A 17,349-nucleotide genomic window follows, 5' to 3' on the forward strand; every position below is an offset into this window, starting at 1 on the left:
TAATGAGATTGCAACCGCCAGATCTTCCTGATCGAGGCATTGGCCCATTCAATGCGGCGGCTGCAGGCAACGGGTTGCATTCCCCTGACTGCAAGGAGGCAGCCTCGCCGCATCTGGCAAGGCCGCCTGTCCTTTTCCTCAAAGGGACCAGGCCCCTATTCCCTTTTTACCCGCCATTCCGTTCCGCAAGGAGCTCAGACCGCCACACCGGCGGAAGCCAGCACCGCCAGCGTCAGCAATTCCGAGGCGTTGGACGCCATGGTTGCGATCTGCACCGACTTGTCCATGCCGACCAGCATCGGCCCGATCATCGTCGCGCCGCCCAGTTCGCGCAACAGCTTGGCAGAGATATTGGCGGACTGAAGACCCGGCATCACCAGGATATTGGCCGGGCTCGACAGGCGGCTGAAGGGATAGTTCTTCATCACCGTCGGGTTGAGCGCCGCATCGACCGTCATTTCACCTTCGAATTCGAAGTCGACATTCCGCTCCTCCAGCGCCTTGATCGCGTCCCGGACATTGTCGAGGAAACTGCCCGGCGGGTTGCCGAAGTTGGAATAGGACAGGAAGGCGACACGCGGATCATGGCCCATGCGGCGGGCGACGGCGACCGTGCCCTCCGCAATATCGGCCAGTTCCTGCGCCGAGGGACGCTCATTGACCGTGGTGTCGGCCAGGAACACCGTCTTGTCCTTCGTCACCAGCACATGGATGCCGAAGGGGGTACGGCCCGCCGCCGGATCCATCACGCGTTTCACCTCGCGCAATGTCTGGGCAAAGGGCCGGGTCATGCCGGTGATCATCGCGTCGGCATGGCCCATCTTCACCAGCAGCGATCCGAAGATGTTGCGGTCCCGGTTCACCATTCGCTCGCAATCGCGGCGCAGATAGCCACGGCGCTGCAACCGCTTGTAGAGCGTGTCGACCATTTCCGGCACCAGCGGCGAATTGACGCTGTTGTGCAGTTCAAAGCTCTCCGGATCCTGCACGCCCAGTTCCCTGAGCTTGTCATGGACATTGGCGCGGCCGACCAGCACGGGAATGCCATAGCCCAGTTCGCGGAACTGGATCGCGGCGCGCAGCACCACTTCCTCTTCCGCCTCGGCAAAGACGACGCGTTTGGGATTGGCCTTCGCAACTTCATAAGCGGTGGTGAGCACCGAGGTCGTCGGGTTGAGCCGTCCCTTGAGCGACTGGCGATAGGCGGCCATGTCCGCGATCGGACGCTGCGCCACGCCGGTTTCCATCGCCGCCTGGGCGACCGCGGCCGGCACCAGTTCCATCAGGCGGGGGTCGAAGGGTGCGGGAATGATGTAATCCGGTCCGAAGCTGTGCGAACGGCCATAGGCCTTGGCAACTTCCTCCGGTACCTGCTCGCGCGCCAGTTCGGCGATCGCCTTGGCAGCGGCCAGCTTCATCGCCTCGTTGATGCCGGTTGCCCGCACGTCCAGCGCGCCCCGGAAGATGAAGGGGAAGCCCAGCACATTGTTGACCTGGTTCGGATAGTCCGATCGTCCGGTGGCGACAATGGCGTCGGGTCGCACGGCCTTGGCGTCCGGCGGCAGGATTTCCGGATCGGGATTGGCCATGGCGAAGATGATCGGCTTGTCCGCCATGGACTTCACCATATCCTGCGTCACGGCCCCGGCGACCGAGAGCCCCAGGAACACGTCCGCACCCTTCACCGCTTCGGCCAAAGTGCGGGCGTCGGTCTTCACCGCATGGGCCGACTTCCACTGGTTCATGCCCTCGGTGCGGCCTTGATAGATCACGCCCTTGCTGTCGCACATGATCACATTGTCATGCTGGACGCCCAGCGCCTTGATCAGTTCGGTGCAGGAGATGGACGCGGCGCCCGCGCCGTTCACCACCACCTTCATGTCCTTCATCTCGCGCCCGGTCAGCATCGCCGCGTTGATGACGCCCGCCGCCGCGATGATCGCCGTGCCGTGCTGGTCGTCATGGAAGACCGGAATGTTCATCCGCTCCTTGAGCGTTTGTTCGATGATGAAGCATTCCGGCGCCTTGATGTCCTCCAGGTTGATGCCGCCGAAGGTCGGCTCCATCAGTTCGACTGCATCGATGAACCTGTCGACATCCTCCGTCTTGAGCTCGATGTCGATGGAATCGACGTCGGCAAAGCGCTTGAAGAGGACGGACTTGCCCTCCATCACCGGCTTCGACGCCAGCGCGCCCAGATTGCCGAGGCCCAGGATCGCCGTGCCGTTGGAGATGACCGCGACCAGATTGCCCTTGGCGGTATAGTCATAGGCCGTCGCCGGGTCCTGCGCGATGGCGCGCACCGGCACGGCGACGCCGGGCGAATAGGCGAGCGACAGGTCGCGCTGGGTCGCCATCGGTTTCGACGCGATGATCTCGATCTTGCCGGGGCGTCCCGTCGAGTGGAAGAACAGCGCCTCCCGCTCTGAAAATTCGACGTTCGACTTCTCGGTCATGGCGGCGCGCCCCCTATCTATGCAACAATGAGGAGGCCCTAGCGGCAAGAATATCTTGTGGGCAAGTGCGAGAAGCGCAATTTTCCTGCCGTTTCCCGAAACTCTGGCCTGAACCTGTCGTTCCGGCTATCCGCATTGCCATGGCGCGAACGATCGACACATCCACGCAACAGGCGACGCCCATGATGGCGCAATATCTGGCGCTGAAGGCGGAAGCGCAGGATTGCCTGCTCTTCTATCGCATGGGTGACTTTTTCGAGCTGTTCTTCGAGGATGCGAAGGCGGCGGCGGCAACGCTGGACATCGCGCTGACCAGCCGTGGCGAGCATGGCGGCGCGCCGATCCCGATGTGCGGCGTGCCGGTGCACAGCGCGGAATCCTATCTCGCGCGGCTGATCAAGGCGGGCCACCGCGTCGCCATTGCGGAGCAGACGGAAACCCCTGCCGAGGCCAAGGCGCGAGGGTCCAAGTCCCTCGTCGCGCGCGCCATCGTCCGTTATGTGACCGCTGGAACCCTGACGGAGGAGACGCTGCTCGACAGCCGGCGGGACAATATGCTGGTCGCGCTGGCGCAGGTCGGCGGCGAAGAGGCGGGGGAATATGGGCTGGCCGCCGCCGATATTTCGACCGGACGGTTCGAGACGCTGACCTTGCGGGCGGCCGATCTGGCCGCCGAACTGGCGCGGCTGCGGCCGAGCGAGATCGTGTTGCCGGATGGGCTGGGGCTGGAACTGCCCGATTCCCACCCGTTCGACCGGGCTGCCTTTTCCAGCAGCCGGGCCGAAGCGGCGCTGAAGCGCCTGTTCGGCGTTGTCACGCTGGATGGCTTCGGCCAGTTCGGCCGCGCTGAACTGGCGGCGATGGGCGGGCTGCTCGGTTATCTGGATCATGCAGGCAAGGGCACCCTTCCCTTCCTGGCGCCGCCGATGCGCAAGACCAGCGGCGCCCACGTCGCCATCGATGCGGCGACCCGCGAGAGCCTGGAGATCATCGCCACCATGAGCGGCACGCGGGCAGGCAGCCTGCTGGCCGCTGTGGACCGGACGGTCACGGGCGCCGGCGCGCGGTTGCTGGCGCAGGATCTTTCCGCGCCGCTGATGGATCAGGCCGCCATCGAGGCGCGGCTGGGCCTGGTGCAACTGTTCCATGACGACAGCATGTTGCGCGATCAGTTGCGCGTTGCCCTGCGCGCATTGCCGGACATCGGGCGCGCGCTCGGCCGGCTCGCCATGGGCCGGGGCAGTCCCCGCGATCTTGGCCAGTTGCGCGACGGGCTGGGCGAAGCGCGGCTGTTGCGCGAGCGCTTGGGACGCCTGCCCGACCAACCGCTGCTGCTGACCCAATTGCTGCCCGCGCTGGACGGGCACGGCGCATTGGTCGACAGCCTGTCCCGCGCGCTGGTCCCCAGCCCGCCGACCGAGACCGCCAATGGCGGCTATATCGCGGACGGCTATGACCCGGCGCTGGACGAGCTGCGCCGGCTTGCCGGTGATGGTCGCCGCGCCATCGCCGCGCTGGAGGCCCGATATCGCGAGCAGACCGGCATCGCCTCGCTCAAGATCCGGCATAATGGCGTGCTCGGCTATCATGTCGAGGTGCCCGCCCGCGCCGCGGATCAGTTGATGCAGCCCGACAGCGGCTTTACCCATCGCCAGACGCTTGCCGGCGTGGTGCGCTTCAATTCGGTCGACCTGCACGAACAGGCGAGCCGGGTGGCGCAGGCCGGCGCTCACGCCCTGGTGGCCGAAGCCGCGCATCTGGAAGAACTGATCGAAACAACCCTTGCCCGCAAGGCGGATATCGCGCGGGCGGCCGATGCCCTTGCCCGGCTTGATGTGGCTGCGGCGCTGGCCGAACGCGCGGCGGAGGGCGGCTGGCAGCGGCCCCATTTCGTCGCCCAGGATGGCGAAGGCCCCTGCCTGGAAATCGTCGGCGGCCGTCATCCCGTGGTCGAGGATGCACTGCGCCGCGAGGGCCAGCCCTTCGTCGCCAATGATTGCCGGCTGTCGTCAGGCGACCGGCTCTGGCTGGTCACTGGTCCCAATATGGGCGGCAAGTCGACCTTCCTGCGGCAGAATGCGATCATTGTCATCCTGGCGCAGGCGGGCGCCTATGTCCCCGCCGCATCCGCGACCATGACGCTGGTCGATCGCCTCTTCAGCCGCGTCGGCGCGTCGGACAATCTGGCGAAGGGACGCTCCACCTTCATGGTCGAGATGGTCGAAACCGCCGCCATCCTGGCGCAGGCGACCGAACACAGCTTCGTCATCCTGGATGAAGTCGGGCGCGGCACGTCGACCTATGACGGGCTGGCATTGGCCTGGGCGGTTGTCGAGGCGGTGCATGAGGTCAATCGCTGCCGCTGCCTGTTCGCGACGCATTATCATGAACTGACCCGGTTGGCCGAGACGCTGTCCTCGCTGTCGCTGCACCATGTCCGGGCGCGGGAATGGAAGGGCGATCTGGTGCTACTGCATGAGGTCGCGGCAGGACCGGCGGATCGCAGCTACGGCCTGGCGGTGGCGCGGCTCGCCGGATTGCCTCCCGCGGTTCTCAAGCGGGCCAAGGATGTTCTCTCCCGCCTCGAAGCGGGCAAGGCCAGGACCGGCGGCATTGCGGCGGGGCTGGACGACCTGCCCCTCTTCGCTGCCGCCACGGCGCAGCCGGAGGAGAAGGTCGACGCGCTGCGCGCCGCACTGGACGCGATCGATGCCGATGCGCTCTCCCCCCGCGAGGCGCTCGATCATCTCTATCGGCTCAAGCAACTGGCGGCGGCCGGGCAGGAAGACTAGATAAGCCTTATGGTCATGCAGTTTCCAAAATTGGGTTCGAGGCGCGCGATCATCGACCGGCGCGCCATTTCCGATCGCATCAACGCCCTGGCGCAGGAGCATCGGGGCGACCAGATCAAGCTGCGCGGCCTGATCGTGAAGGAATTGAAGGAGGCGCTGGACGCCGGGCGCGAAGATGTCGCCCGCCGCCTCGAACACAAGCCGACCCGCGGGCGCGAGGTGGTAACCGCTTTCGCCTTCCTGATCGATCAGATCCTGCGCCTGCTCTACGACGCGACGACCCATCATCTCTACCCGGCCGGCAATCGCAGCACCGGCGAGCGGATCGTGCTGATCGCAGTCGGCGGCTACGGCCGGGGCGAAATGGCACCGCACAGCGATGTCGACATCGGCTTCATCACCCCGTGGAAGCCCACCGGATGGACCGAACAGGTCATCGAATCCATGCTCTACTCGCTGTGGGACCTGGGGCTGAAGGTCGGCCATTCCAGCCGGTCCATCGACGAAACCATGCGCATGGCGAAAGCGGACCTGACCGTCCGCACGGCCCTGTTGGAGGCACGCTACATCTGGGGCGATCGCCTGCTGTACGAGGAAACCGCCAAGCGCTTCGATACCGAAATCATGCAGGGCACCGCCCGCGCCTTCGTCACCGAAAAGCTGGAGGAGCGGGATGAGCGGCACAAGCGCATGGGCGACAGCCGCTATGTGGTCGAACCCAATGTGAAGGAAGGCAAGGGCGGGCTGCGCGACCTGCACACGCTGTTCTGGATCGGCAAATATGTAAACCGGGTGAAGTCGGTCGCGGAACTGGTCGATGTCGGCCTGCTCACCGAAGCCGAACTGCGCCAGTTCCAGAAGGCGGAGGACTTCCTCTGGGCGGTGCGCTGCCATTTGCACATGATCACGGGACGGGCGGAGGACCGGCTGACCTTCGACCTGCAACTCGAGACCGCGACCCGCATGCATTTCACGGGACGCGCCGGGCGTTCGGGCGTCGAGCGGTTCATGCGCTATTATTTCCTGAACGCGAAGACGGTGGGTGATCTGACCGCCGTGTTCCTCGCCCATCTGGACGACCAGATGGCGGAGCGCGGGCGCCGCTACATCCCCAGCTTCTTCCGCCGCCCGAAGAAGCTGGACGGCTTCGTTCTGGATCGCGGACGGCTCGCGCTGCCCAACGACCAGTTTTTTCAGGACGATCCGGTGCGGCTGCTGGAAATCTTCGCTCTGGCCGACAAGCATGGCCTGGCCATCCATCCCAGCGCCATGCGCGCAGCCAGCCGCGACGCCAGCTTGATCACCGCCAAGGTACGCCGCGATCCCCGCGCCAACGCCGCATTCATGGAGGTGCTGACCTCCCCCCGTGATCCGGAAACGGTGCTGCGCTGGATGAACGAGTCGACCGTCTTCGGTCGCTTCATCCCCGATTTCCGCCGCGTCGTGGCGCAGATGCAGTTCGACATGTACCACCATTATACGGTGGACGAGCACACGATCCGCGCCGTCGGCCTGCTGGCGCGGATCGAAAAGGGCGAACTGAACCAGGATCATCCGCTGGCGGCGGACCTGATGGGCAAGCTGGTGTCGCGCCGGGTGCTCTATGTTGCGGTGCTGCTGCACGACATCGCCAAGGGGCGCGGCGGCGACCACAGCATATTGGGTGCGCAGGTGGCGGAGAATCTCTGCCCACGCCTGGGGCTGACTCCGGCAGAGACGGAGACCGTGTCCTGGCTGGTGCTGCACCATCTGCTGATGTCGGCCACCGCCTTCAAGCGCGACCTGGCCGATTACAAGACCATCCTCGATTTTGTCGAGGTGGTGCAAAGCCCGGAGCGGCTTCGTCTGCTCCTGTGCCTGACGGTGGTCGATATCCGCGCCGTCGGACCTGGTGTCTGGAACAGCTGGAAACGGCAATTGCTGGGCGACCTCTATGAGGCCGCCGAAGAAGTGCTGCGCCTTGGCCACAAGCAGAAGGGCCGCAGCGAGCGCGTCACCACCAAGCAGCGGGCGCTGCGCGAGGCACTGGGCCTGTCCGAAACCGATTTCGAGAAGCTGCGCAAGCGCCTGCCGGAAAGCTACTGGATCGCGGAGCCGGAGGACATCCTCATCCACAATGCGCAGCATATACTGGAAGCGGGGGATTCCCCGCTATCCATCGCCGCGCAATATTATCCGCAGCGCGGCGCGACGCTGGTGACGGTCTATGCCGCCGACCATCCGGGCCTGTTCTATAGGATTGCTGGCGCCATCCATCTGGCGGGCGGGAACATCATCGACGCGCGCATCCACACGACCCGGGACGGCGTGGCCATCGACAATTTCCTGGTGCAGGACCCGCTGGGCGGTGCCTTCCACAGCCCCGATCAATTGACGCGCATCCGCAAGGCGATCGAAGATTCGCTGGCCAATCGGCACCGCATGATCACCAAGCTGGAGGCGCGCCCGCTGCCCCGCACGCGCGCGGAAGCCTTCCGCATCGAACCCAATGTGCTGATCGACAACAAGGCATCGAACCGCTTCACCGTGATAGAGGTCAATGCGCGGGATCGACCGGCACTGCTGTTCAGCCTGGCCAATGCACTGTTCCAGTCGAAGGTGACGGTGCACAGCGCGCATGTCGCCACCTATGGCGAGCGCGCCGTGGATACTTTCTATGTGACCGACCTTCTGGCCGGGAAGATCGAGAGCAAGGCACGGCTGCAAACGCTGGAGCGGCGGTTGCTGGAAGCGGCCGGCGGCGAGGTAGCGGAACTGGAGCAGGCTTGACGCTCGATTCCTGCGCAAAACTCTAATGGATTTCCATCAGGTCACCCGGCACGAGCAAAGGCAACAGACGGAGCATATCATCCCGCTCCACCGCCACGCATCCGGCGGTGGGCCTTCCTTCGGACAGGTGGAAGAAGATCGCGCTCCCCCGCCCCGGCACCGGGGGCGCGTCATTATGCCCTAGCACTATGATCACGTCATAGGCTTCATCGTTCCGCAGCAGATTTTCCGCCGAAAAGTCCCGCGGCAGATGGACGGGCCGGTTATAGGCCGGATCAGCTACGTCATCGGACCAGCCATCACCCTCCCGCACCCAACGCCAGGGCAGGCGGATATCCGCCGCCTCCACCTTGCCCCGCCGCAGCAACACGCCCCGGATCGGCCAGCGCCCCAGCGGCGTGCAGCCATCCCCTTCCCGTTTGTCGGCGGCCGCACAAGCGCCGCCGCGCCCGATCGTGCAGGACATCTCCATGTCACCGAAGGAAAGACGCCCCGCACCCGTGTCGACGCGGATGACATTCATAGCTGATGGCCGGTCCGGTCCCGCTTGGTGGCGAGATAGCGTTCATTATGGGGGTTGGACGGCAGAATGATGGGCAGCCGCTCCGCTACCTTGATCCCGGCGGTCTCCAATCCGGTCACCTTGTTGGGATTGTTGGTGAGCAATCGCACCTCCCGCACGCCCAGCAGGTCGAGCATGCGTGCCGCCACCGAAAAATCGCGTGCATCAATCGCGAAACCCAGCCGCACATTGGCGTCTACCGTGTCGAAGCCCTGATCCTGCAGGGCATAGGCGCGCAGCTTGTTGACGAGGCCGATGCCCCGGCCCTCCTGCCGCAGATAGAGCAATATGCCCCAGTTCGAATCCGCAATCTGGTGCAATGCCTGGTGCAATTGCGGCCCACAGTCGCATTTCAGCGATCCCAGCACATCTCCCGTCAGGCATTCGCTGTGCAGCCGGACGACAGGCGGCGAGGAATCGCGCCGGCCAATGACCAGCGCAACATGTTCGCGCGGTTCATCGGGGCTGCGAAAGGCGATGATCTCCGCCATTTCGCTGGCCGACACGGGCAGGCGCGCGCGCGTGGCGATGGCCAGATGCACGGCATCGTCATAGGCGTCGATGTCCGCAGCGCTCACCTCTGCCTCGACGTCGCCGTCGGACGTCACGAAATAGGCCGGCAATATGCCCGCCAGCCGCGCCAGCCGCAGCGCCGCCTTGGCCGCAGACGGCGCTGCCAGCGGCTTTGCCATGAACGGCCCCTTGAGCGGCGAACCGAGGTCCAGAACCGGATCGGAGATCGCCGTCGCCACGTCGACATCGATCCAGGGCGCGCGCGCCACCAGCACCGGCATGTCGGGATCGGCCGCCGCCAATTGGTTGGCGAGCTTCAGCGTCTGCGCCCGCGCGGCCGAGATCAATATGTCGGCTTCAGCGCCCGGATCGAAGCCGGCAAGCGTCACCGCATCGGCCCCCTCCACCGCCATGAGGCGCAAGACCCCATCGGCGGCCTGCACCCGTACCGGCCAGCCCCGGCGCAGCGCGTCAATGGCGCGGGCGGCGGTGCGGGCGCTCATCAGAATGCAAATTCCGTGATGATCGGTACATGGTCGGACGGCCGCGTCCAGCCACGGATGGGTTCGACCACGCGGTGACCCACGGCCTTTTCCGCGACGTCCTGCGTCATCCACATATGATCGAGCCGTCGTCCGCGATCCGATTCCGCCCAGTCGCGGGCGCGATAGCTCCACCAGGTGTAGAGCCGCTGCGGTGCGGGGTGGAATTTGCGGCCGATATCAACCCAGTTGTTCGATTCCTGCAAGCGCGCCAGGATCTCGCATTCGATGGGCGTGTGGCTGACGACGTTGAGGAGCTGCTTGTGGCTCCACACGTCGCATTCCATCGGCGCGATATTGAAATCGCCCGTCAGGATGGTCGGCTTGTCCTCCAGCGTAGAGGACCATTGGATCATGCGCTCCAGGAAATCGAGCTTCTGCCCGAATTTCGGATTGACCTCCCGATCCGGCACATCCCCGCCGGCGGGCACATAGACATTCTCGATCCTGACGCCATTGTCCAGCCGCACACCGACGTGACGCGCCTCTCCATTGGCCTGCCAGTCCAGGCGATCATCTTCCCGGATCGGGACCTTCGACAGGATCGCCACGCCATGATGCATCGGCTGGCCGTTCAGCACCTGATGATTATAGCCATGCTGCCGAAACAGGCCCGCCGGGAAGGTGTCGTTCACCACCTTCGTTTCCTGCAGACACAGGACGTCAGGCGATTCCTCGGTCAGAAAGCGCTCGACAATTTCGAGCCGGGCACGAACGCTGTTGATATTCCAGGAAGCGATGCTGAGTGTATGAGGCATGGCTGATCCACTAGGACCCTCCGCCGCCCCGCGCAAGAGTGGCGGATCGCTGATGACCGGTTGGGATACGGCCCGGGACGGAACGAAAAGGCCCCCGCTCCGGGGGCATGGAACGGGGGCCTCGATCGCGCCCTTGAAGCGCTTTGCGGCGGGAGCGGGGTTCCGGGTAACAGGGGGGAAATCCCGGTTTCGTCTCGCGCCGTGGAGTTCCTTCTAGGGTTCTGGATATGAGCCTCAGATGAACGATTTTGAAAAGTTTTCGACCCGTCGCGCCTGTGCCCCGTTTAACCGCCAGCGGCGCGACCCTTGGGTCGCGGATCGATCCAGCGGAAAGCGGAATCGGCCACCGGCACCCCGTAACGCTGGTTGCTGAGCTTCACCGCCGTTCGGTTGTTCTGCGAATCCAGCGCCACCCAGCCATAGAGCTGCAGACCCGCCGGGCTGGCGGCATCGCGTTTGAAGATCATGGTGATGGTGCCATATTCCGGCCGCTTGGGATCCCGGGCCTGGACGGACAATATCGTCGGGTCACCGGTCTGGATCACCTTGCCGAATTTGGACAGGTCCTTGGACGGATCGATCAGCGCGCCCAGAGGCGAATTGCCGATCGGCCAGCGTTGCACCTGACGCACTTCATAATCGATCATCGTCAGCGCCTTGCCATCTCCGACGATCAACAAGGGCACGCCCTTCTGATATTGAAAACGGATCTTGCCCGGCTGCTTGAGGGTAAGCTGGCCCGTCAGCGTCTGGCCGTTGCGGTCGGTCTGGGCGAAATCGGCGGTCATGGTGGTGACGGCGCGGATATAGGCGTTGACCTTCGACAGGTCGGACTGGTCCGCCTGCGCGAGTGCCGGGATCAGGGGCGCCGCAAATGACGCGACGGTCAAGGTCAGGGCAGCCAGCGTCAGGGTGCGGGGCGCAGACATGCGCTTCATGCAATCGTCTCCGGTTGTTCAGGATCAGGATTCTAGGTGGCAGGGCTTGAACCCGCTGTGAACCCCTTCGTTCCTGTCGTGCAACGAACAGAACGATAAGGGTCGGAAGCAGCCGGACGGTCTGGCTGGTCCAGAACAGCCCAGTCCGCATCACAGCCAGAGAAAAACGGGAAGGGGGAGAGCGACATGGTCGCTCAATCCCCCTCTGCTCCCGCTTCGCCATTGCCGGTCTTTCCGGCGGCCCCTCTCCCAATTTATTTTTTAGGCGCTGCGGTGAGCGACCCCTGCTTAGTCCGATGCGATGACAAAAAAAAGGCTGATCCGAAGACCAGCCCGAAAGTTTTTAGGAGAGGATGCCTGAAAGGCAGGGTCTTTTTCATCCAAATCCCGTTCCTTCGCAAATGCGAAGAACCAAGGGACGATTGCATGAAACGCAATCATCCTTGGAAAATCGCGATTTTTCCCGGCACTGCCGGCTTTTGGCACGAGGCCATTCCGCGGAATCACACGCAAAAATCGGTTTCAGAGCGAAATGGGCAGTGGTTTTTTGGCATCAGGCCAAATGAAATTTTTCTGCACTCACGGCGTCAGAGCGGATTGCCATTCTCGTCACGCAGCACTTCGCGGCGGCCGACATGGTTGGGGGGGCCCACCAGCCCCTGCTCCTCCATCTGCTCGATCAGGCGCGCGGCGCTATTATAACCGATGCGCAATTGCCGCTGGAGCCAGCTTGTCGACGCCTTCTGATTTTCGAAGACGAGCTGGCATGCCTTGCGGAAAAGCTGCGCATCCGGGCTGTCGTCGCCCAGATCCACGCCATCCAGCGCAAAACTGCCTTCCTCCGGCTCCTCGGTGACGGCGGCGATATAGTCGGGCTGGCCCTGGGCGCGCCAGTGATCGGCCACCACGCGCACTTCATCGTCCGACACGAAGGGACCGTGCACGCGCATCAGCCCCTTGCCACCATGCATGTAGAGCATGTCGCCCTTGCCCAACAGCTGCTCGGCGCCCTGTTCGCCCAATATGGTTCGGCTGTCGATCTTCGACGTGACGAAGAAGCTGATGCGGGTCGGCAGGTTGGCCTTGATGACGCCGGTGATGACGTCGACCGACGGACGCTGCGTTGCGAGGATGAGGTGGATGCCCGCCGCGCGCGCCTTCTGCGCGAGCCGCTGGATCAGGAATTCCACTTCCTTGCCCGCCGTCATCATCAGGTCGGCAAGCTCGTCCACCACGACCACGATCTGCGGCAGAGGCTGGAAATCGAGCTGTTCCTCCTCGTAAATGGGCTTGCCGGTTTCGGGGTCGTAGCCGGTCTGCACCCTGCGGCCGAGCGGCTTGCCCTTCGCCTTGGCCGCGCGGACCTTTTCATTATAGTTGGCAAGGTTGCGGACGGAAATCGACGCCATCATGCGATAGCGGTCCTCCATCTGCTCCACCGCCCATTTGAGCGCCCGGATCGCCTTGGCCGGCTCCGTCACCACGGGGGAGAGCAGATGCGGAATGTCGTCATAGGTCGACAGTTCCAGCATCTTGGGATCGATCATGATGAGCCGCAACTGATCGGGCGTCATGCGGTAGAGCAGCGACAGGATCATCGCGTTCAGACCCACGGACTTGCCCGAACCCGTCGTACCGGCGATCAGCAGATGCGGCATCGGCGCCAGATCCGCGATGATCGGCTCCCCCGAAATATTCTTGCCCAGGATGATCGGCAGGGTCGCTTCCTGTCCGAACTGCTCGCTGGTGATGAGTTCGCGGAAGGACACGCCCTCCCGGTTCGCATTGGGCAGCTCAATGCCGATCACGGTACGTCCGGGAATCGTCGCGACGCGCGCCGAAAGCGCGGACATGTTGCGCGCGATGTCGTCGGCCAGCGCGATTACGCGGCTCGCCTTGATGCCCGGCGCCGGTTCCAGTTCGTACATGGTGACGACCGGGCCGGGACGAACCTCGACGATATTTCCCTTCACATGAAAATCGTCCAGCACGGATTCGAGCAGACGGGCATTGCGCTCCAGCGCAGCCTTGTCGATCTTCTGCCCCTGGCTGGCGGGGGTCGGATTAAGCAGGTCAGGTGACGGCAGGGAGCTGTTTCCGAACAGGTCGTCCTGGCTGACCGGCGCCATTGAGCGTTGCACGGGCGCGGGTTTGGGCGTCTGGATATTGATCGGCGGCTTGGGTTCGTTGGTCACGGTCCGGCGCGGCGTCGCGACGCGCTCGAACAGCTCGTCATCTTCATCCGCATCGGCTACCGGCACAGGAGCAGGAAGAGCGAAAGCAGGCCGTGGCAGCGCCAGGCGTGGCAGCGACGGTCGGCGCAGCGCGATGATCGGCTTTTCAAGAGCGAGGCTGCGATACCAGAGGACAAGACCCGCGATCAGCGTCAGGACGATCAGGATGCCGGTGATCCAGCCCTGCGCGGCTGGAGCCTGCGCGGTCAGGCTGGCGACGCCGCGTGCCGTGACCAGCGCGATGATGCCGCCCCAGCCCGACGGCAGGCCGACCAGTGGATTGGTCTGGAACAGCGCCAGCGCGATACCCAGCAGCACGATGCCGGCAAAACATTTGCCGAACTGCGCCTTCCACCCGCTCATGTCCTGATCACCCCACAGCCGTCGTGCCGTAATCGCCATCAGCGGCAGCACCAGCGCCACTGGCACGCCCAGCAGCCAGAGCAGGAAATCCGCGACCCAGGCACCCGGCGCCTGCATGATATTCTGCACATGATCGCCCGCCACCGTGTTCATTGACGGGTCGCTCGGCTGATAGCTGAGCAGCGCCAGCGCCAGGAACAGGGTCGCCAGCAACAGCGCAATCGCACCGATCAGCGCGCCGCTGCGGATCAGGCTGCGTTTCAGCATTTCACGCCATTCCGGCGTGCGTTTGGCTCCGCGGCTGACAGCCATGGCAGTCCTTGTCCCCCAAATGTTCCGTTTCGGCACAATGCGCCGGGGAGGGAGTCTCCGTCAAGAGTCCGGCCCTCGGCTCGTCTTGCGGACTCCGTAAGAATCCTCGGGCACGGATCAGAACGACAAAAAAGCCTGGCGAACGGAGGCGTTACAATGATTGCCACATTACCGGACATCAGCGTGCAGGATGCGCTGATGCGAGGGCGGCGAGCGCTGCGCCATCGACGCGCTGCACCGTCCACTCGTCCATGGGCCGCGCGCCCAGCGAGCGGTAAAAGGCGATGGACGGTTCGTTCCAGTCCAGCACCCACCATTCCAGCCGCGCGCAATCCCGCTCCAGCGCCAGTTGCGCGAGGCGCGAGAGCAGCGCCTTGCCTGCGCCCAGCCCCCGCGCCTCCGGGATCACGAACAGATCCTCCAGATAGAGGCCGGGTCGCCCCTCGAAAGTCGAGAAATTGTGGAAGAAGAGGGCAAAGCCGATCGCGCGCCCTTCATTTTCCGCGATCAGCACCTCGGCCATGGGACGCGGGCCGAACAGATATTTATCGAGGGAGGCGCGGTCGGCCTTCACCTCATGGGACAATTTCTCATAGTCCGCCAGGGCGAGAATGAAGGCGTGGATCGTAGCAAGGTCGGAGGAAACGGCCTCGCGAATGGTGACGGACATGCTCTTCCTTTCAGGCAACGGACGGTTCGACATGGGGCGGTTCGGTCGGTCCTGCACGGGATGCGATGAGGCACCCCACCACGATCAACAGCGCGCCAGCAAGGGTAGTCAGGGTGAGCCGTTCGCCAAAGGCAAGCCAGCCAATGACCGCCGCCCAGAGGAAAGCCGTATATTCCACCGGGATCAATCGCTGCGCCTCCGCCCGTGCATAGGCCCAGGCCAGCGCGGTGAGCGAGGTGAAGGCCAGCGTCGCGGACAGCAGCACCAGCGCCCATGACGGCGCGGCCGGCACAATCGGCATTTCCTGGGCAAGAACGGCGAAAAGGGAGAATACCGCCAGCATCACCACATGCTGGAAGAAGGCCACCTCGATCGGGGACGCAAGCTGCGCCTGCTGGCGCTGAAGGATCAGGTTCCAGGCGAACAGCACCGCCGACAGCAGCACCGCGCCCGCGCCCAGAAGTGCATTTGCATCATAGCTGCCCCGCATTCGCCCCGACAGGATGACGGCAACGCCGATCAGTCCCAGCAGAGACGCGCCAATGGCTCGTCGCCCGATCCGTTCCTTGAGCAACAGGGCGGCGAGATACAGGGCGATCAGCGGCGCGATGAAGGAAAGCGCGATGGCCTCGGCCAGGGGCATCCGCATGATCGCCCAGAAGAACAGGCTGGCCATGACCGCCACCACCGTCCCGCGCAGCATATGAAGTCGCAGCACGGTCAGATGGGGCCAACGTTGCCGCGTCAGCAGCATCAGCGCCAGTCCCAGCAGGCTCCCCGCCATGGCGCGCCAGAACAGCGCATTGAACAGGCCGATGGAAAGGCTCAATCCCTTCATGGCCGCATCCATCACCGAAAACAGCGCTACTCCGACGCAACAGACCGCGAATGCGAGGGGAAATGCAGTCGCCGATGCGGCGCGGTGAGTATCGCTGCCCATGATATGCCTAATGGATGCAGAGCGCGGTGAGCCGGCTCCGTCAGTCGCGGTTCTTCCAGATCAGGCGCCCGACAGTCAGTTCGTCGATCTGGAGACGGGCAATGCGCGCCCGGCCGATGCGCATGCGGCCGACGGCGACTGCGCCGATGGCCAGAGCGCCCAGAGCCATTGCACCCAATGCCAGCGCTCCAATCGCCAGGCTGCCGATTGCTCCGGTGCCCAGAGCGGTCGCGCCGACCGCTGATGCGCCTCTCTTCTCCACGACACGGCCAGCCGGCATGACCTTGCCCCGTTCCACCGCCTCTTCGTCAGCATCAGGGAAACTGTCAGTCATTCCGCCGCTTCCGCCTTGCCTGCATCGGTCGTTTCGGCTTCCAGCTTCGCCGCTTCGATCTCCGCCGCCTTGGCTTCGACAAGGTTGACGATATGGTCGATCATGCCTTCGTCCTGGATCGTATGATCGGTGAGGCCGGACAGATAGACCATATGCTTGCCCGCCCCGCCGCCAGTCAGGCCAATGTCGGTTTCCCGCGCTTCGCCGGGACCGTTCACCACGCAGCCCAGGACCGACAGCGAAAGCGGCGTATGGATATGCTGAAGCCGTTCCTCCAGAGCCTGGACCGTGCGGATCACATCGAAACCCTGCCGCGCACAACTGGGGCAGGAGATGACCTTGACCCCCCGTGTGCGGATGCCGAGCGACTTCAATATCTCATAGCCGACGCGGACTTCCTCTTCCGGCTCCGCGGAAAGGGAAACGCGGATCGTGTCGCCAATCCCGGCCCAGAGCAGATTGCCGATGCCGATGGCGCTCTTCACCGTGCCGCCGATCAACCCGCCCGCCTCGGTGATGCCCAGGTGCAGCGGGCAGTCCACCGCTTCGGCCAGTTGCATATAGGCGGCGACCGCCAGGAAGACGTCGCTGGCCTTCACCGCCACCTTATATTCGTGGAAATCCTGATCCTGCAGCAGCTTGATATGGTCGAGCGCACTTTCGACCAGCGCCTCCGGACAAGGCTCACCATATTTTTCGAGCAGGTCTTTTTCGAGGGAGCCTGCGTTCACCCCGATGCGGATCGAACAACCATTGGCCTTGGCCGCGTCGACCACCTCCTTGACCCGCGCCTCGCTGCCGATATTGCCGGGATTGATGCGCAGGCAGGCCGCGCCCGCATCGGCGGCTTCCAAGGCGCGCTTATAGTGGAAGTGAATGTCGGCGACGATCGGCACGCGGGCGGCGCGGACGATCTGCTTCAGGGCAGCAGTGGACGCCTCGTCGGGGCAGGAGACGCGGATGATGTCCACGCCCACTTCCTCGCAGCGGCGGATCTGGTCGATCGTCGCCCTGACGTCATGGGTCGGCGTGTTGGTCATGGTCTGCACCGTGACCGGAGCACCGCCGCCCACCGGAACATTGCCGACCATGATCTGGCGACACTCTCGACGAGCAATATCGCGCCAGGGACGCAGGCCGGGATTATGGTCGGACATGAAATAGGG

General features: G+C 64.2%; 12 protein-coding genes. 2 read left to right on the forward strand and 10 right to left on the reverse strand.

From position 1 onward, the window contains the following. Nucleotides 1–194: 194 nt before the first annotated feature. Entirely contained in the window at nucleotides 195–2,456 is a 2,262-nt protein-coding gene (locus tag MRBLMA1_RS21190; protein WP_363739668.1) for an NADP-dependent malic enzyme, read from the reverse strand. A 140-nt stretch (nucleotides 2,457–2,596) separates the two neighbouring features. Here MRBLMA1_RS21190 and mutS point away from each other — a divergent pair, with 140 nt between their 5' ends. Together mutS and MRBLMA1_RS21200 are read left to right on the forward strand one after the other, a co-directional pair. Beyond that, nucleotides 2,597–5,248 (forward strand): DNA mismatch repair protein MutS, encoded by a 2,652-nt coding sequence (gene mutS, locus MRBLMA1_RS21195; RefSeq protein ID WP_363739670.1) that lies wholly within the window; start codon nucleotides 2,597–2,599, stop codon nucleotides 5,246–5,248. A 9-nt stretch (nucleotides 5,249–5,257) separates the two neighbouring features. Further along, nucleotides 5,258–8,017, forward strand: a complete 2,760-nt coding sequence (locus MRBLMA1_RS21200; protein ID WP_363739672.1) for a [protein-PII] uridylyltransferase — start codon at nucleotides 5,258–5,260, stop codon at nucleotides 8,015–8,017. Between the two features lie 22 nt (nucleotides 8,018–8,039). Here the strand turns inward: MRBLMA1_RS21200 and MRBLMA1_RS21205 are convergent, their stop codons facing one another. The 9 genes from MRBLMA1_RS21205 to ispG form a co-directional block, all read right to left on the reverse strand. Continuing rightward, nucleotides 8,040–8,540, reverse strand: coding sequence for a L,D-transpeptidase family protein (locus tag MRBLMA1_RS21205; RefSeq protein ID WP_363739674.1), 501 nt, complete (start codon nucleotides 8,538–8,540; stop codon nucleotides 8,040–8,042). Next, nucleotides 8,537–9,595 (reverse strand): GTP cyclohydrolase II, encoded by a 1,059-nt coding sequence (gene ribA / locus MRBLMA1_RS21210; protein ID WP_363739676.1) that lies wholly within the window; start codon nucleotides 9,593–9,595, stop codon nucleotides 8,537–8,539. The genes MRBLMA1_RS21205 and ribA overlap by 4 nt, the downstream gene beginning before the upstream one ends. After that, entirely contained in the window at nucleotides 9,595–10,392 is a 798-nt protein-coding gene (gene xth, locus MRBLMA1_RS21215; protein ID WP_363739678.1) for an exodeoxyribonuclease III, read from the reverse strand. Before xth ends, ribA begins: the two co-directional genes overlap by 1 nt. Nucleotides 10,393–10,676: 284 nt before the next feature. Next, nucleotides 10,677–11,330: a LolA family protein gene (locus tag MRBLMA1_RS21220; protein ID WP_133654455.1), complete on the reverse strand. Its 654-nt coding sequence runs from the start codon at nucleotides 11,328–11,330 to the stop codon at nucleotides 10,677–10,679. Between the two features lie 587 nt (nucleotides 11,331–11,917). Then, on the reverse strand, nucleotides 11,918–14,239 hold the full coding sequence (locus MRBLMA1_RS21225; RefSeq protein WP_133654456.1) for an FtsK/SpoIIIE family DNA translocase: 2,322 nt from the start codon (nucleotides 14,237–14,239) through the stop codon (nucleotides 11,918–11,920). 178 nt (nucleotides 14,240–14,417) lie between these two features. Further along, entirely contained in the window at nucleotides 14,418–14,909 is a 492-nt protein-coding gene (locus MRBLMA1_RS21230; protein ID WP_363739681.1) for a GNAT family N-acetyltransferase, read from the reverse strand. Between the two features lie 10 nt (nucleotides 14,910–14,919). Further along, nucleotides 14,920–15,849 carry a DMT family transporter gene (locus MRBLMA1_RS21235; RefSeq protein ID WP_363739683.1) on the reverse strand — a complete coding sequence of 310 codons (930 nt, stop codon included), beginning with the start codon at nucleotides 15,847–15,849 and terminating at the stop codon, nucleotides 14,920–14,922. 40 nt (nucleotides 15,850–15,889) lie between these two features. Then, the gene (locus MRBLMA1_RS21240; RefSeq protein WP_363739685.1) at nucleotides 15,890–16,183 is read right to left on the reverse strand and encodes a hypothetical protein; all 294 of its coding nucleotides are present in this window, start codon (nucleotides 16,181–16,183) and stop codon (nucleotides 15,890–15,892) included. Next, the gene (ispG, locus tag MRBLMA1_RS21245) at nucleotides 16,180–17,340 is read right to left on the reverse strand and encodes a flavodoxin-dependent (E)-4-hydroxy-3-methylbut-2-enyl-diphosphate synthase (protein WP_133654459.1); all 1,161 of its coding nucleotides are present in this window, start codon (nucleotides 17,338–17,340) and stop codon (nucleotides 16,180–16,182) included. The genes MRBLMA1_RS21240 and ispG overlap by 4 nt, the downstream gene beginning before the upstream one ends. Nucleotides 17,341–17,349 lie beyond the last annotated feature (9 nt).

Source organism: Sphingobium sp. LMA1-1-1.1, from assembly GCF_040676365.1.
GTDB lineage: Bacteria > Pseudomonadota > Alphaproteobacteria > Sphingomonadales > Sphingomonadaceae > Sphingobium.

What these genes read in the sequence shown, in the direction of transcription:
- MRBLMA1_RS21190 (WP_363739668.1), bottom strand. Translation starts at nt 2,456, where the DNA reads ATGACCGAGAAGTCGAACGTCGAATTTTCAGAGCGGGAGGCGCTGTTC.
- mutS (WP_363739670.1), top strand. Translation starts at nt 2,597, where the DNA reads ATGGCGCGAACGATCGACACATCCACGCAACAGGCGACGCCCATGATG.
- MRBLMA1_RS21200 (WP_363739672.1), top strand. Translation starts at nt 5,258, where the DNA reads ATGGTCATGCAGTTTCCAAAATTGGGTTCGAGGCGCGCGATCATCGAC.
- MRBLMA1_RS21205 (WP_363739674.1), bottom strand. Translation starts at nt 8,540, where the DNA reads ATGAATGTCATCCGCGTCGACACGGGTGCGGGGCGTCTTTCCTTCGGT.
- ribA (WP_363739676.1), bottom strand. Translation starts at nt 9,595, where the DNA reads ATGAGCGCCCGCACCGCCGCCCGCGCCATTGACGCGCTGCGCCGGGGC.
- xth (WP_363739678.1), bottom strand. Translation starts at nt 10,392, where the DNA reads ATGCCTCATACACTCAGCATCGCTTCCTGGAATATCAACAGCGTTCGT.
- MRBLMA1_RS21220 (WP_133654455.1), bottom strand. Translation starts at nt 11,330, where the DNA reads ATGAAGCGCATGTCTGCGCCCCGCACCCTGACGCTGGCTGCCCTGACC.
- MRBLMA1_RS21225 (WP_133654456.1), bottom strand. Translation starts at nt 14,239, where the DNA reads ATGGCTGTCAGCCGCGGAGCCAAACGCACGCCGGAATGGCGTGAAATG.
- MRBLMA1_RS21230 (WP_363739681.1), bottom strand. Translation starts at nt 14,909, where the DNA reads ATGTCCGTCACCATTCGCGAGGCCGTTTCCTCCGACCTTGCTACGATC.
- MRBLMA1_RS21235 (WP_363739683.1), bottom strand. Translation starts at nt 15,849, where the DNA reads ATGGGCAGCGATACTCACCGCGCCGCATCGGCGACTGCATTTCCCCTC.
- MRBLMA1_RS21240 (WP_363739685.1), bottom strand. Translation starts at nt 16,183, where the DNA reads ATGACTGACAGTTTCCCTGATGCTGACGAAGAGGCGGTGGAACGGGGC.
- ispG (WP_133654459.1), bottom strand. Translation starts at nt 17,340, where the DNA reads ATGTCCGACCATAATCCCGGCCTGCGTCCCTGGCGCGATATTGCTCGT.